Raw genomic sequence first — 16,840 nt, 5'->3', positions numbered from 1 at the left:
CGGGTTGCGGTCACGGCGCGCCATCTTCCGTATCGGACAACCACGACGATGTCAGTGCGGCCAGCTCGTCGGCCGACAATCCTGAGGTGCTCATCGGTTCGTAGCAGGTATCGACCTGCTCGTCGCCCTCGCCGGCCTCAATCGCCGCAGCCAACTGCGCAACGGTGGGGTTTTCGAACACCATGCGCGGGCTCACCGGCAGGCCGGCCGCGCGGGCCCGTGCCGACAATTGCACCGACAGGATGCTGTCGCCGCCGAGGGCAAAGAAGTCATCGAAGCGCCCCACCTGCTCCGCGGACAGTAACTCGCCGAACACCGCCGCCAGCGCGCGTTCGGTGTCGGTGCGCGGCGGTTCGACGACTCCCGTGGTGCTCACCGCCGGGCGTGGCAATGCGGGCCGGTTCAGCTTGCCCGACTCGGTTTTGGGCATGGCGTCGAGCACGGTGATCGACGACGGCATCATGTAGCCGGGCAACGTCGCGGCCAGGGCGGCGCGCACCTTAAAGGCGAACGCCGATTTCGCGCTGTCGTCGAGTGGCTGATGCGCCACCACATACCCGGCCAGCGTGGTGCTGCCCTGGATTTCCCAGGTCCGGGCTGCCGCCGCGGCGACCCCGTCGACACCTATCAGCGCGGCCTCTACCTCGCCCAGCTCGACACGGAACCCGCGCACCTTCACCTGGTGATCGGTGCGGCCGACGAACTCCAGCCTGCCGTCTTCGGTCCACCGAGCCCGGTCGCCGCTGCGGTAGAACCGCGCACCGGGCACCTCTGCGTACGGGTTGGCCACAAACCGGGACGCCGTCAGACCCGGCCGCTTCCAATAGCCACGGACCAATTGGTCACCGGCGTAATACAATTCGCCGATCACCCCGACGGGGACCGGACGCAAATTGTCGTCGAGCAAATAGACCTGTGAGTCCGGCGTGGGCTTGCCCAGGATCGGTACCGGCGGGGACAGCGGCCCGCGGACCAGCCCGCCGGACGTTTCGGTGGCGCCGAAGTTGTTCAGCAGCTCCGGACCGCTCTCGCCACCGCAAGCAGCCACCAACCGCTCCAGCAGCGAGACGCTCACCGGCTCCCCGCTGCACACCAGGCGGGTCAGCGAACGCACCACGTCGGGCCAGCCGTCGACCAGCGTGGACACCAGGCTGGCCACCGCGGTCACCTGCGCCACCGAATTGCTTTGCACCAGTGACGCCAACGCTTCGGCGTCACGGTATTCGGCATCGTCGGCCAGGATCAACGTGGCGCCGGCGGCCAGGCCAGCCAAGGTCTCCATGCTTCCTTCGAGGAAGGTCATCGACGCCTGGGCCAGCCGGACGTCGTTGCCCGGCACCGGGTAGTGCCGCAGTTGCCAGTCCAACCGGGTCGACATCGCCCGATGGGTGCCCAGCACGCCCTTGGGTTGACCGGTCGAGCCCGAAGTGAAGACCAGATACATCGGGTCGTCGGGATGCGGCAACGGCAGCGGCTCCACGGGGCCTTCGGCGTCCAGTGCGTCGCGCACGGCGGGGTCGTCGAGTGAAACGAACGTGGTGCCAGGTGCTTCCGGCATGCTGTCCAGCGCCTCGTCGGTGACTACCACGACGTTCGGTTCGACATCGCCGAGCATGAACTGCTTGCGCGCCGGCGGGTAGCCCGGATCGATCGGAAAATAGCCGGCGCCGGCCTTCATGATGCCCACCAGCGCGACGACCAATTCGATGTCCCGGCGCGTCGACAGCCCGACCAGGGAGCCGGGTCCTACGCCGTGGTCAGCTAGCAGCCGCGCGAAGTTGTCCGAAAGACGATGCAGCGCAGGGTAATCGATCTCCCTCCCGGCGCAGCGCACAGCGACCCGGCCAGAACCGTATTGGCGGCTGGGTTCCAGCAATTCGGGGATGGTGCGCGGCCGTCCCGGTTCCGACGCCGGGCCGCGGCTCCAGTCCGCCAGGATCCGCTGCTGTTCTACTGCATCGATCAACCGCACATCCTGTAGCCGCTGATCGACGTCGGTGACGAACGCCTCGATGACCTGACCCAGCCAGGCGACCACGCGTTCGATGGTGGCTCGCCGGTATAGCTCGGTGCGGTAAACGATGCTGCCGGTATATCCGGCGTCGGTGGCGAAGAAGTTGACGCTCAAGTCCGCGTGGGCCATGTCGAAAACCGGCTCAACGGCGGTGAACCGGGTTTCGCCGGCGGGCCCGGAGTCGATCACCCGACCGGCGGGCAGGTACTCGTGGACATGCACGACGACTTGAAACAGCGGGTTACGCGACAGTGATCGGGTCGGGTTGACCGCGTCCACCACCCGGTCGAACGGCAGGTCCTGATGAGCATATGCGGCTAACGCGGTGTCGCGGGCCCGCGACAGCACCTCACGCAATGTCGGATTGCCGGTCAGATCGTTGCGCAGCACCAGCAGGTTGACGAAAAACCCGATCAGTTGGTCGAGTTCGGCCTCGGTTCGTCCGGCGACCGGGGCACCCAGCGGAATGTCCGTGCCGCCGCCGGCCTTGTGCAGCACCACGGCGACCGCGGCCTGCAACAGCATGAACTCGGTGACGCCAAGCTGACGGCACACCTCGATGAGTTTGCCGCGGGTGTGCGTGTCGATGTTGAATTCGACCGCGTCGCCCTCGCCGCTGGGCGCCGGCTGCCGAGCGAAATCCGGCCGCAGCCCGGTGTCTTCGGGCACCCCGGCAAGCTGGTGCTTCCAGTAGTCGCGTTCTACCGCCGCGATGCTGCTCTCGTCCCCTACCGGCTCGGAAAGCAATTCGGCCTGCCAGGCCGCGTAGTCGGCGTACTGCAGCCGCAGTGGTGCCCATGTCGGCGCTTCCCCGGCGCAGCGTGCCCGGTAGGCGGCCAGCAGGTCGGCGAACAGCACCCCGCCCGACCAGTGGTCGGCGGCGATATGGTGCACCACTAGCGAGACAATGTGCTCGTCGCCGCAATGCAGCAGCGCGACGCGGATCGGCCATTCGCGATCCAACTCGAAGCAGTGCCGGCGTTCAGCGTCCAATTGTGCTCGCACCCAGGCTTCCCCGTCACCGGACGCCTGCCGCACCGCGACGTCTGAGGCGGGGTTGACCACTTGGTATGGGACGCCTTCGATCTCGGTGTAGGTGGTGCGCAGGATTTCGTGGCGGCGCACCACGTCGTTGATCGCTTCGATCAGCGCGCTGACATCGCACGGCCCGGTGAGCCGGGCGGCGAAAGGAATGTTGTTGACCCGGCTGGGCCCCTCGATGCGGTACGCGAACCAGGTGCGCAGTTGCGACGCCGACAGCGGTGCGGGCCCGTCGTGCGCGGTCGCGGTCAACTTCGGGCGGCGCTGCGCGACACCGCCGGACCGCGCCTGCTCGACCCGCTGCGCCAGTGCGCCGACCGTCGCCAACTCGAAAACTTCCCGGACGCCGATCTCCACACCACAGTCCGCCCGGATCGCAGCGACGAGCCTGGTGGCCAGCAGCGAGTGCCCGCCAAGGTCGAAGAACGAGTCGTCCACACCCACCTGCTCGCGGGCGAGTAATTGTGCGAACAGGGCGGCGATCTGCCGCTCGGTCGCCGTCGCGGGCTCGCGGTATTCGGTTGCCGCGCTGATTTGCGGTTGCGGCAATGCGTCACGGTCGATCTTGCCGTGCGCGGTGATTGGGATCTCGTCGAGAACAACGTAGGCGGCCGGCGTCATGTAGTCGGGCAGTGCAGCGGCTACCCGGCTGCGGATCCGTTCCACCTCAACAGAATCCGGCCCGGCTCCGGTGACCGGCGTGATGTAGCCGACCAGACATTTGCCGAGCTGAGGTAGGTCCGCGGCCACAACGACGGCCTGCCCCACGCTCGGGTCGACTGAAATAGCAGCGGCCACTTCCCCTAACTCGATCCGGAAGCCGCGGATCTTCACCTGCTCGTCGGCCCGGCCGACGAACTCGATGTCCCCGTCGGCGTTACGGCGCGCCAGATCACCGGACCGGTACAACCGCGCGCCCGGCGTGAACGGATCGGCGACGAAGCGCTCCGCGGTCAACGCGGGTCTGCGATGATAGCCGTGCGCGAGGTGGCTCCCGCCGATGTAGATCTCGCCGATCACACCTACCGGCACCGGCTGTAATGCATCGTCGAGCAGGTGCACCTGGGTATTGATCTTGGGACGGCCGATCGGCACGATCCGGGTGCCTTGAATTCCTTCCACCGGGTAGCTCGTGGCGTTGATGACGGTTTCGGTCGGCCCGTAGAAGTTGTACAGCGACGCGTCGAACGTGGCGTGGAATTTGTCGGCGATCTCCCCGGGCAGCGCCTCGCCGCCGATCGGCACTCGACGCAGGGTGCGCCACTGGTTGACACCCGGCAGGGACAGGAAGAGGCCCAGCAGCGACGGTACGAAATGCATCGATGTGATGCCTTCGCGCTGCAGTAGCTCGGTCAGGTAGCCGATATCGCGTAAGCCATCTGGCCGCGGAATAACCAGCCGCGCACCGCAAATCAACGTTCCGAAGATTTCGCCGATCGATACGTCGAAGCTCGGGGAGGCTACTTGCAGCAGCCGGTCGGTCTCGTCAACCTGGTATTCGTCGCCGAACCATTCGAAGTACTCGGCGACCGGCGCGTGTGGTACCGGGACACCCTTGGGCAGTCCGGTCGATCCCGAGGTGTAGATCAAATACGCGGTGTTCTGCGGCCGCAGCGGCCGCACCAGCTCGTCGATGCGCGGATCGGAGGCGGGGTAACGGGCCAGGTCCGAATCCGGCACCGGCTCGCGCAGCACCAGCGACGCCACTGCGTCGTCGAGGATGAATGAGATCCGGTCCGCCGGGTAGCTGGGGTCGACGGGCAGGTACACCGCGCCGGCTTTGAGGACGCCCAGCGCAGTGATGACCAGTTCCGGCGACTTGTCGAGCAGCACAGCCACCCGATCCTCGGTGCCGATCCCGCGCTCGATCAGCCAGTGCGCGACCCGATTAGCCTGCTCGTTGATCTCCCGGTAACTGTATTGGCGGCCTTCGAAGACCACTGCGACGGCGTCGGGCGCGGCCGTGGCACGTTTGGTAACCAAGTCGACCAGGGTGCTCGCCGGCGTGGAAAACTTCGTTCCGGTCGAAACACGACGCAGCCATTCGGCGTCGGCATCGCTCATCACGGCCAGTCGGGCGAGCTCGGTGTCCGGATCGGCCAGTGCGCTGTCCAGCAACACGGCGTAGTGCTCGAGGAGCTGTTGCACCAGCGCCGCGTCCAGCACCTCGACCAAATACTCCGCCTCGATCACCACGCCGTCGTCGATTTCGAGCATGAAACCCAGTGGCAGCTGGCTCAATTGCGACCGCAATTCGGCACGGTCGCATCGCACTCCGGGAGGGCAGAACCCGCCGCCGTCGGGTTCGCGAAGAGCGAAGCTGACCCTGGTCATGCGCTCGGCGCCGAACTGACGGTCGGGGTTGGTTTCGCGGACCAACCAGTCGAGGTTGATTCGCTGGTGGGCGAACGCCCCGGCCGCGGTGTCCCGCGACTGCATCAGCAGTTCGCGGAACGTGAGCCGGGGAGCGGGCCGCGCACGCAACACGACGGTGTTGCCGAAGTAGCCGATGGCTTCCTCTGTTCCGGCTCTGCGGTTCATCACCGGTACAGCGATCAGGAAGTCGGTGCTATGGGTGTAGCGATGCATCAGCGCCGAAAACGCCGCCAGCAACACCATGTATGGGGTGGCGCCGTTCTCCCGCGCCAATGCCGTGATCCGGTCGAGCGTGGCCGCGGGCAGGCGCAGCGACGCGCGTTGTGAGCGCCAGCTGGTCGGCACCACCGAACCATTGGGACCCGGAAGTTCCAGCGGCTCGGGCAGATCCGTCATCTGAGAGCGCCAATAGGCAAGATCTTCCTCGAGTGCGCCGGTTGTCGGGGCGGCGGCCGCCCCGGGCGGCAGGGGTTGCAGCGTGTCCGGATCGCGATAGGCCTTGGTCAGATCGGCGAAGAACGGGGCCCACGATCCGTCGTCCCACGCGATGTGATGGGCGGTGAACAGCAGCATGAGATCGTCGGCACCCAGCCGCACCGCGGCGATCCGCAGCGGCGAGTCGGTTGACAAGTCGAAGGCGCGGCGGAACTCCCGCTGTGCGAGCACTTCCAGGCGCAGCTGGCGTGCCTGCTCGGTCAGCCCGGACAGATCGTGTTCGCTCCAGCCCGGTCGCAGGTCGTCATGAGTGACCGGGTATGGGTCACCGTTGTCGGCTGCGTGATAGGTCGTGCGCAGCACCGGGTGGCGGACCGCTACGGCATCGACGGCTTGGTGTAGGCGCGTGATGTCGACGGCTCCGGTCAGGCGGTAGGAGACGCAGACGTTGAGTAACGCACCGGTGGGATCGAACGACTGCACGAACCACATCCGGCGCTGCCCGTCGGACAGCGTCTGGGCCGGCGCGTGCGTCTCGTCCGCCGGGCCCGCTGATCGTGACAGGCCTCGCTCGGCCAGTCTGCGACGGAACAGCTCCAGGCGCTGCGTGTCGAGCCGGGTGTCGGTGGCGTCAGTCACGGCGAAGATTCCAATCTTTCGAGCGTGCGTGGCGGATCCGGTTCGGGGGGCGACTGCAGTTCTTCGATCAGCTCGACGCCGGTGATGCCGCCGAGCAGTCTCGCCAGTGGGACCGAACGGCCCGTCGCGCGGCGCAACCGGTTGCGCAAATCGAGCGCCAGCAGTGAATCCACACCGAGATCGACCAGCGCCGTGCTCATATCGACCGTCGCCGGGCCGTCGATATCCAGCACCGTTGCCAGCTCGGCACGTACTACCGCGGCGACCGGCTTTTGCTCACCTGCGTGTCCGTCGGTGTCCACGTCCAGGTTCGAAGCAGCCGCAGGAAATTGGAATGGCATTGGAATTCCCTGGCTTTCGAAGAACAGCTGAAGCCGGTCGAAGTCCGCTGCGAGAATCAGCGGATTGTCGTCATGGTGGCCCAGGCCGGCGCGAATCGCCGCGTCAGGATCCATCGCGATCAATCCGGCGCGTTCGACGCGGGCGATCTCGGCACCGGCGAGGATACCGGGGTCCGGCCATAGTCCCCAGCGCACCGCCGTACATTGCAGCCCGCCGGCGCGCAGCTGGTCGGCGAGCACGTCGAGCATCCGGTTGGCGGCCGCGTAGGCGGCGTGCCCATAACCGCCCCACACGCCGGACACCGACGAGCACAGCAGGATCCGGCTTTCCGGCTGCCGCGGCCAGATGTCGGTGATGTGCACCAATCCGGCTACTTTTGCGCCGAACACGTCTGCCAGATCGGGCTCGCCGAGCCGATTGTGGGGTGCGAGCGAAGCGATTCCGGCGGCATGGATCAGCAGTGATGCACCGTTGCCGGCATAGTCGGCGGCAACGTCTGACAGCTCCCGCCGGTCGGTGACGTCGCAGGGCGGCGCATAAATCTCGACGCTGTGGCCTTCGATAAGTCGGTCGAGGTCGGCCGCGTCGACGCCGTTGCGGCTCAGCAAGACCAGCCGGCGCGCGCCGTGTTCGACGCAGTACCGCGCGAAACGCAGCCCGATGCCGCCGCTGCCACCGGTGATCACGACGTTGTCGAGTACGGCGGCGCCGGGCTCGCGTTGCGGTGCTGTGCGTTCGCGAAGCCTGCGAACATAGCGACGCAGTTCGCCTGTGCCACCTGGATTGTCACGCAGTGCTACCTCGGTGTCGTTGTCGAACAGCATATCGACGATACTCACGTCGGCCCCGATGTCCGGCCGCGGCAAGTCCAGGTGTGCGAACGTGCAGTCGGGGAATTCCAAGCCGATGCTGCGATGCATCGCCGCCAGCACCGCCTGCGCGAAGGCTGCGACCGGCTCGCCGGGTTGCACTCGCTCTCCGCGCGTGGTGACCAACCAGACGCGGCGGCAGCGCGGGCCGACAAAAGTGTGGTAGTCGAGTTTGACAGCGCGGGTGCAGATCTCGTTGATCGCTGCTGCCGCACCATCCTGCGTGCAGGGCGGTGCGACGAGGACAGCCACATCCGCGTCGGTGGGACCGGTCAGTTGCGCCGCCGGATGCGCGGCGACGGCTTCGGCCAATTGTTGGGTGAGCGCATCGTCGGCGTCCTCTGACGAGATGATCGCGACACTGAACGGTGCTCGCGCGGGGGGTGGCGGATGATCGGCTGGTTGCCACGTCTCGGCGATGATCTTGAGACCCTCATCGGGAGCCGGTGGTAGTGGTTCCGGCTTCGCCCACAGGTGTAGGGCGCGCATCGGCGCGTTCGGAAAACCCCACAGCGGCGGCCCCGGGTAGCCGGTGGTGGCGTCGGCCCATCGGTAACCGGGATTGGCGACGGCGGCGGCGGCGATGTTGCTGGACAGTTCGTCCACGGCCGGCTCGTCGCGGTGTCCGGATCCCACGATCAGTGCCCCGTCGGCCAATTCAGCCAGCGAATACAGCAGCGACGGGTGTGCCGACATTTCGGCAAACGCCCCCGCATCACGTTGCAGGGCCGCGTTCACCGCCCAGTCGAATCGAACGGTGTTGCGCAGGTTTTCGTACCAGTATGCGGCGAAGTCGGTGTCGGGTCGGACCACACGGCCATGAGCCGAGGAGATGAACTCCACCGGTGCGTCGAGAAACACCGATGCGGGCAACAAGTCGGCCAATGTGGTTCGCAATGATTCCAGCGCGCTGGTGTGTGCGGGGAACTCGACAGGCAGCTCGCGAACGAAGATGCTGCGCTCTTTCGCGAGTGCGACGATCGCTGCGACGGCGTCGCGGTCGCCGGACACCACGCTCGACGAAGGGCCGTTGACCACCGAGAGTTCCAGCCAGCCGGGTGTTTCGGCGATGAGTTGCTGCGCGTCTTCGGGGGCCACGCCGAGCATCGCCATGCCGTAGCGGCCGGGTAGCCGGTCGACGACGGTGGCGCGTGCCGCCACCACAGCGACCGCGTCGTGCAGCGTGATGGTGCCGGCAGCGTGGGCGGCCGCGACCTCACCAAGGCTGTGACCCACCGTGAGATCGGGCAGCACACCGCATGATCGCCAGACCTCGGCCAGACTGACGGCGTGGGTGAACTGCGCACCTTGGATTTGGATCTGCGACCATTCCCGGTCGGCGTCGCCGAGCAGATATTCCAGCGGCGAGGGCAGCCCGGCGGCGGTGAATGTCGCTGCGCAGCGATCCGCTTCCGTGCGGTAGGCGGGGAGCCGATGATAAACCTCGGCGCTCATTGACGGCCATTGGTTGCCCTGTCCGGGGAAAACGAAAGCTGTTCGGGGCGCCGAGGTTTCCGATGAGCTCGCTACCAGCGGGTGCTGATCGCCGACCGCGAGCGCCTCCAGTCCCGCTATCAGCTCGCCACGATTCGCGGCGCGCACTACCGCCCGGTACCGACGCACCCGCCGGGTGCGCAGGAGCGTCGATGACACCGCGGCGGGCAGATCCGGCGTATCGGCAATACCGTCCAGATAGGCAGCGATCGCGGCAGCATCTTGCCGGATCAGGTCCTCGTCGTGTGCGCTGAGCAGCACGGGGACGCGGCCGTCGGGCAGTGGATGCGCCGTCACGTGGCAGCACTCCCCTGCGCGGGCGCGACCTTTGGAACCGACACGATCAGATGCGCATTGGTTCCGCTCATGCCGAAAGCCGATACCGCGGCGATCCGTCGTCCGTCCACCGCAGGCCACGGCGTCAGCTCCCGCGCCAATCGTAAACCTTGTTCTTCCCAATCGATTTCACGGCTGGGTTCGGTGGCGTGCAGCGTGGGCGGAACAGCGCCGCGTTCGGCGGACACCAACACTTTGGCCAGGCCGAGCGCGCCGGCAGCCGCCTGGGCGTGACCGACGTTCGACTTCACCGATCCCAGCAGCCCACCGCAGCCGGGGGCGGTGTCGCCGTATGTCGCAGACAGCGACTGCAATTCGGTGCGGTCTCCGAGTCGGGTGCCGGTGCCGTGGCCCTCGACCATGCCGACCTGTTCGGGACGAATTCCGGCTTGGTCGATCGCGCGGCGAAACAGTCGGACTTGCGCCGCACCGCTGGGCGCGGTCAATCCCGCGCTGCGACCGTCCTGATTGACGGCGGTGGCGTCGACTTCGGCCATGATCCGGCGGCCGTTGCGCAGCGCCGCCGACTTGCGTTGCAGCACGAACATCGCCGCACCTTCCGCCCACACCGTTCCGCTGGCGTCCGCGCTGTAGGGGCGGCAATGGCCGTCGTCGGAAAGGGCGTGCTGCTTGGAGAACTCGATGAAAAAACCGGGAGACCCCATGACGCACACCCCGCCGGTCAACGCCATGTCGCAGTCGCCTGCACGTACCGATTGCACGGCGACGTGGAAGGCCGCCAATGCCGATGCGCAGGACGCGTCGACCGTCAGCGCCGGTCCGGACAAGCCGAGGGTGTAGGCGATCCGACCCGAGATCACGCCAAGGGCCGTCCCGGTGATCAGATGGCCGCTGTGCCGCGAGAACTCGTCCATCTGCGGGCCGTACCCGGTGACCGACGCACCGATGTAGCACCCCACGTCGTGTCCGGCGACATCATCGGGATTGATGCCGCTGTTTTCCAGCGCCCGCCAGGCGACGCGCAGCGCGACGCGCTGCTGCGGGTCCATCGCGACGGCCTCACGGGCGGATATCCCGAAAAACCCAGGATCGAATGTTGCCGCGTCACTGAGGAAACCGCCGCTGTCGTGAATCTTCTTGAAGCCCTCCCGGCGTGAACCCGCGAGCAATTCGCCGATGGGCCAGCCTCGGTCAGTGGGGAATGGGCACAGTCCCTCCTGCCGCTGCGACAACAGCCGCCAGTAGCTGTCGGCGGAGTCGACGCCGCCGGGGGCCTCGACAGCCATGCCGACGATCACGACCGGGTCACGGTCGCCGCCCTCACTGGCGTGGTTAGCAGCCATCGGCATTCACCTGAGCGGCAACGGCTTGTATGTGTTCGGTGATGTAAAAGTGGCCGCCGTCATAGAGCGACAGGCTGAACGCGGCCTTTGTGTGGACCTTCCACTGCTGCAGCGACGCGAGGTCGACACGGTGGTCCTGCCGGCCGCCGAGCGCTTGGATATCGGCGCGGATGCGGATGTCCGGACCGCAGGCATAGCGGTTGAGAGCCTGATAGTCACCACGCGCCGGCGGCATGAGCAACCCGACGAACTCCTCGTCTTCGAGCAGCCGCGGGTCGGTTGCACCGAGGTCCGCCAGGTCGGCCAGCAGTTCGGAGTCGGTGGTGGGCAGTTGGGGCAGGGTCGCGACGATGCTCGGCGCCGGAGCCGCCGAAACCCACAGCGTGGGTAGCTCAACACCGTGCTGTTCGGCGATCCGCGCGAATTCGAAGGCGACGATCGCGCCCATGCTGTGTCCGAACAGCCGCAGCGGCGCGACGTCGTGCCACGGCCCGGCGTTGAACAGCCCCCGGGCAAGGTCGTGGACGGTTTGGGCGGCGGGTTCGTCCAGCCGCTCGGCTCGCTGCGGGTATTGCACCACGAACGTGTCCGCCGCGAGCGACAGCGCCGACGCCAGCGCACGGTATCCGACTGCGGCGCCACCGGCGTGTGGGAAGACCACCGTCGCGCCGGCGCGTGCACTGCCCCGGGCCGCGAAGTGTTTGATCCACGGCGGGAATTGTGTTGCCACAGAAGTCAACTCATCGAGTGTCATTGGGTCCTAACCGGTGCGGTTGTCTCGGCGAGCACTTTCTCCGGCGCCATGCCGGCCACGTCCAGGTAGAGCTCAGCGACCTGCTGGAGACGCCCCCGATCGGGGTCGCGGCGCTCGAGCAGGTCCGCGAGAGCCGACACGGTGCGCGCGGCGAACATGTCGGCGACCATCACATCGGGCGTGTCCAGCCACACCCGGATCGCGGCGACGGCCTGAGTGGCCAGCACCGAGTCACCGCCCAACGCAAAGAAGTCGTCGTCGACACCGACGGCGTCGACACCGAGCACGTCACCGATGATCGTCACCAGCGCCGCTTGCACCGGTGTCGACGCCGGCCGGTGACCAGGTTTGCCGGCACCGGCCACATCGGCGCTCAACTGGTCCGCGACGGCACGCCGGTCGATTTTGCCGCCGACGGTGAACGGGATGCGCTCCACCAACGACACGTGCCGCGGAACCATATGCGCGGGTGCAAGTTCGCTCATGGCTTCGCGCACCCGCTCGCCGCTCAGCGCCGGGTCATCGACACAGACCACCGCGGCCAACACCTCGGCACCGCCGGACGTCGGCACCATGCCCGCGACAGCTGCCGTCACACCGGCGATTCGACGCAGGACGGCTTCCACCTCGCCGAGTTCGACGCGGTAGCCGCTGATTTTGACACGGTGGTCGGCGCGCCCGACGAACTCCAGGGTGCCGTCCGGCCAGTACCTGGCCAGATCGCCGGTGCGATACCACGTCCGGCCGTCATGGGCGACGAAACGCTGGCCCGTCAGATCGGGACGGCCGCGGTAACCGCGTGCGATGCCGCGTCCTGATACCCACAGCTCGCCGACCACCCAGTCCGGGCAGTCGCCTCCCATCTCGTTGACCACCCGGCAGGCGATATTGGGAAGCGGCTTGCCATACGGCACGGCGGTCCACTGTTCTGGCAGTTCGCCGATCTGGTCAACCTCGAAAATTGTGGCGTGCACCGCTGTTTCGGTGGCGCCGCCCAACCCGGCGAACCGCATCGTGGGCGACTCGGCGCGCAGCCGGCGCGCCAGCTGCGGGCGCACCCAGTCACCGCCGGTCGGCACCACTCGCACCGAGGACAACCGTCCCGCCCCGACCTCGACGAGCATCTCCAGCCAGCCCGGCAGGAAGTTCAGCACCGTCACCTGGTGGGTGTCGATCAGCCGGGCCCAGGCGTCGGGGTCGCGGCGCCGCTCCTCGTCGACAACGACGATCGCGCCGCCGGCACGCAGGGTGGCGAAGATGTCGAGCACTGACATGTCGCATTCCAGGGTGGACAGCGCCAGACAGCGGTCGTCGGGGCCGATCTCGAAGTGGCGGGTGATGAATTCAACCGTGTTCATCGCGGCGTCGTGGGTCACCTCGACGCCTTTGGGTTCACCGGTGGAGCCGGAGGTGAACAGCACGTAGGCCACATCGCCGGGGTCCGTTGCGGCACAGATGTTTTCCAGCGACTCAGCACGGTACTTCTGCAGCACTTCGGCGATGGTGAGGACCGGTACCGGTGCCTGCACCGGATGCGAGCCACATACCAGCACTGCGCCGACGTCGGCGGTGGACAGGATGCGGGCGGCACGTTCGGTTGGTTGGTCGACACCAATCGGTAAGTAGACCCCGCCGGCGGCCAGGATGCCGAGCAGCGCGGGCACCTGTTCTGCGTTCTTGGGGCCCATGACCGCGACCGCATCGCCGAGGTGAATGCCGATGTCGCGCAAGGCCGCCGCCACCGCCAGCACCTGGCGTCGCAGCTCGGCATAACTGAGCGCTCCGGAGCTGGCGTAGATCGCCGGCGCGTCGGGCTGCGCCTCGGCGTTACGGAAGAAGCCGTCGTGCAATGCTTCCCCGCTGGGCGCGACGGTGTTGGTGTTGACGGCCGCACGCACCGCCTGCTGCGACGGCGGAAGAGCGGCGGAGCTCGCCGTGTCCCACGCGCCGGGATCCTCGGCGAGCCGCCTCAGTTCGTCGATGTGGTGGGCGAACATGGCGTCGATAACACCCGTCTCGAACACATCGTCGCGGACATCCCAGTTCACCAGCACGCCGCCGTCGAACTCGGTGACCTGTGCGTCGAGTGCGACCTGCGGACCCTGCGAGATGATCCAGGCCGGTGTACCGAATTGTGCGGTCACCTCGGCCGAGAACAGCTCACCGAGCCCGAGGGCGCTGGTGAACACCACCGGCGCCAGTACCTGCGTGCCGCGGTGCCGGCTCAGGTCGCGCAGCACCGACAGGCCCGGGTAGCCGGAATGCGCAGCGGCGATGCGCATTTCGTCTTGAACGACATGTGCTCGGGCAGCTGCGGTCGCGGTACATGTCAAGTCGAGGTCAAGCAGCAGCGACGACGTGAAGTCGCCGACCAGGTGGTCGACGTCGGGGTGCAGGCTTTCGCGGGCGAACAGCGGGACATTCAGCAAAAACCGCGGGCTTTTCGACCAGTACGCCAGCGTGTGGGCGAACACCGAGGCAAACGCCATCGCCGGCGTGACACTGTGCGCCCGGGCGTTGGCGAACAACGCGTCGCGGGTTTGCGGATCCAGCCAGTGCCAGTGTCGGCTGCTGGTGCGTGAAATGCGGTCGCCGCCAGTGCGGTACGGCAGCCTCGGCGGGTCGGGCAATTCGGGGAGGCGCCGGGCCCACCAGTCACGGTCGGCGTCGTGCTTGGGGTCGGGCACGGCCTCGCGACGCAGCATCTCCTGGCGGTATTCGCGGTAGGTGTATTTCAATTCGGGCAGTTCTCGGCGCTGATAAAGCGCTGCCAGGTCGGCCATCAGGGTGCGGTAGCTCATCGCGTCGGCGGCCTGCATGTCCAGGTCGACGTGCAGCCGGCTGCGCAGCCCGGGCAACAGGGTCAGGGTCAGCTCGAGCACCTGCCCGTCGAGCTGCTGATAAGACTTGACGGTTCGCAAGTCGGCGAGCCGCTGCTCGACGGCGTCGGCGGCAAGGTCGCGAAGGTCGTGCACCGTAACCGGGAAGTCCGCGTGGCGTGGATCGACCCGCTGGGTTCCGTCGGGCAGAAACCGGACCCGCAGCATCGGATGGCGCAGCGCCAGGTCGGCGGCAGCCGCGCGGAGTCGATCCGGGTCGATGTGGTCGCCGTCGAACTCGACATAGAGGTGACCCGCCACCCCGCCGAGCGGCTGGTTGTCCTGACGGCCCACCCACATGGCGTGCTGCATCGGTGCCAGCGGAAACGGCTCGCCCGTGGCGTCCGGCTCGGCGGCTGCCGGGGTGTCCGGCTCGGCCTGAGCAGCGGTCGAGAGCAGCGCGGACCAGGCCGTTATGGTCGGCGCGGCGGCCAGCGCGGCGAAGTCCACCGCATGGCCCGAGCGGCGCCAGCGACCGGCCAGTGCCATCATCCGGATCGAGTCGAGACCCTGGCTGACGAGGTCGCTGAGAGGATCGATGGCTTCCACGTCAACGCCCAACAGTTCGGCGACCTCGGCGCGGATGGCGTGTACACCCGCGGCTGGAGAACTCACGAACTCCTCCCGATAATTAGCAAAGGCTGCCCTAATTTGTGGTTACCTTACCCGGGGCAGGCTGGCGAGGAGATACCTATGTCCGAGATGGCCGCGAGCGGCGTCGATGGTTTCGTCCCCTTCCCCGCCGAGCGGGCGGCGCGCTACCGCTCGGCCGGCTACTGGACAGGCCGAACGGTCGATTCGCTGCTGTCCGAGGCCGCACAGAAGTGGCCGCACCGCCTGGCCATGGTCGACTCCGATCCGGCCGGACAGCGGCTGACCTATGCAGAACTCGAGCAGCGCGCCGCGCGCGCGGCCGCCGGCCTGACCGCGCTGGGCATCGCGCCCGGTGACCGGGTGTTGTTGCAACTGCCCAATCGTTGTGAGTTCGGGGTCGCGCTGTTCGCGTTATTGCGGGCGGGTGCGATACCGGTGATGTGCCTGCCCGGCCACCGCGCCGCCGAACTGGGGCACTTCGCCGCGGTCAGCGAAGCACGCATGCTGCTCATCTGCGACGTAGACAAAGGCTTCGATTATCGGGCAATGGCGCACGAGCTGATCCGCGAGCACGGCACGCTGCGCCATGTCGTGGTCGACGGCGATCCCGGCCCGTTCATATCATGGGCCGCGGTGTCCGCGGGCGACACCCATCGGCGGGCGCAGGCTACTGCGGCTCCGGAATCGCCTGCCTTGCTCCTGGTTTCGGGTGGTACCACCGGCATACCCAAGCTCATCCCCCGCACTCACGAGGATTACGTCTACAACGCCACGGCCAGCGCCGAGGTCTGCGGGTTGACTATCGACGACGTCTACCTGGCGACATTGCCTGTCGCACACAACTTTCCGCTGGCCTGCCCGGGCCTGCTCGGCGCGATCAGCGTCGGTGCCACCACGGTATTCAGCTCCGACCCCAGTCCGGAGGCGGCTTTTGCCACGATCGCACGCCACGGCGTCACCGCCACCGCGCTGGTTCCGGCGTTGGCCAATCTGTGGGCACAGGCCACCGACTGGGAGCCGGTGACACCAACAACCTTGCGGCTGTTGCAGGTTGGCGGAGCCAAGCTCGACGCCACGGATGCCGCCCGCATTCGCGAGAAGCTGACCCCGGGACTGCAGCAGGTATTCGGCATGGCCGAAGGCCTGGTGTGCTACACCCGGCCCGGCGATCCGCCGGAGCTTGTCGATCACACACAAGGACTGCCGCTGTGCCCCGACGACGAGCTGCGCATCGTCGACGATGCCGGCGTGGCGGTGGCCGCCGGCGCCGAAGGCGAATTGCTGGTGCGCGGACCCTATACCCTCAACGGCTACTTTCGAGCCGAGCGTGACAATGCGCGCAGCTTCGATCCCGACGGCTTCTACCGCACCGGTGATTTGGTGCGCCGGTTCGACAATGGCTATCTGGAAGTTACCGGCCGGGTCAAAGACGTCATCCACCGCGGCGGCGAAACCGTTGCCGCCGCCGACATCGAAGAGCATCTCATCGCGCATCCGGCGATCTCGTCGGCGGTGGCGGTCGCACTGCCCGATGAGTATCTAGGCGAAAAGATCTGCGCGGCAGTCATTTTCGACGGCGCTGCTTTGACACTGGCCGAACTGAACGAATACCTCGATCAACGCGGGGTAGCCCGACACGCCCGACCGGATATGTTGGCCGCGATGACCTCGCTGCCTGTCACCGCGATCGGCAAGGTTGACAAAAAGGCCATCGCGCGGGGACTACAGTCCACGACATAGCGCTCTGCCGCCGACGTTGCCAT

At 67.2% G+C, this 16,840-nt stretch carries 6 protein-coding genes; 1 reads left to right on the top strand and 5 read right to left on the bottom strand.

Features of this window, described 5'->3' with window-relative positions; all coding sequences use genetic code 11:
• Positions 1-10: 10 nt before the first annotated feature.
• Genes MSP7336_RS14635 through MSP7336_RS14615 form a run of 5 tightly spaced genes read right to left on the bottom strand, consistent with a single transcriptional unit; the run spans position 11 to position 15,098 of the window.
• Positions 11-6,505 carry a non-ribosomal peptide synthetase gene (locus MSP7336_RS14635; RefSeq protein WP_113964000.1) on the bottom strand — a complete coding sequence of 2,165 codons (6,495 nt, stop codon included), beginning with the start codon at positions 6,503-6,505 and terminating at the stop codon, positions 11-13.
• Positions 6,502-9,507, bottom strand: coding sequence for a mycobactin polyketide synthase MbtD (mbtD, locus tag MSP7336_RS14630; RefSeq protein WP_113963999.1), 3,006 nt, complete (start codon positions 9,505-9,507; stop codon positions 6,502-6,504). The genes MSP7336_RS14635 and mbtD overlap by 4 nt, the downstream gene beginning before the upstream one ends.
• Complete coding sequence (locus MSP7336_RS14625; protein WP_113964930.1) at positions 9,504-10,850, bottom strand: beta-ketoacyl [acyl carrier protein] synthase domain-containing protein; 1,347 nt, start codon at positions 10,848-10,850, stop codon at positions 9,504-9,506. Before MSP7336_RS14625 ends, mbtD begins: the two co-directional genes overlap by 4 nt.
• On the bottom strand, positions 10,840-11,604 hold the full coding sequence (locus MSP7336_RS14620; protein WP_244917465.1) for a thioesterase II family protein: 765 nt from the start codon (positions 11,602-11,604) through the stop codon (positions 10,840-10,842). Before MSP7336_RS14620 ends, MSP7336_RS14625 begins: the two co-directional genes overlap by 11 nt.
• Positions 11,601-15,098: a non-ribosomal peptide synthetase gene (locus tag MSP7336_RS14615; protein ID WP_113963998.1), complete on the bottom strand. Its 3,498-nt coding sequence runs from the start codon at positions 15,096-15,098 to the stop codon at positions 11,601-11,603. The genes MSP7336_RS14620 and MSP7336_RS14615 overlap by 4 nt, the downstream gene beginning before the upstream one ends.
• A gap of 78 nt (positions 15,099-15,176) precedes the next feature.
• Between MSP7336_RS14615 and MSP7336_RS14610 the strand changes: the two genes are divergently transcribed.
• Positions 15,177-16,817 (top strand): (2,3-dihydroxybenzoyl)adenylate synthase, encoded by a 1,641-nt coding sequence (locus tag MSP7336_RS14610; protein ID WP_113963997.1) that lies wholly within the window; start codon positions 15,177-15,179, stop codon positions 16,815-16,817.
• The last annotated feature ends 23 nt before the right edge of the window (positions 16,818-16,840 follow it).

Source organism: Mycobacterium shimoidei (assembly GCF_900417275.1).
Taxonomy (GTDB): Bacteria; Actinomycetota; Actinomycetes; order Mycobacteriales; family Mycobacteriaceae; genus Mycobacterium; species Mycobacterium shimoidei.
Note: the sequence above shows the minus strand (reverse complement) of the source record. Positions and strands in the feature narration are given on the sequence as shown.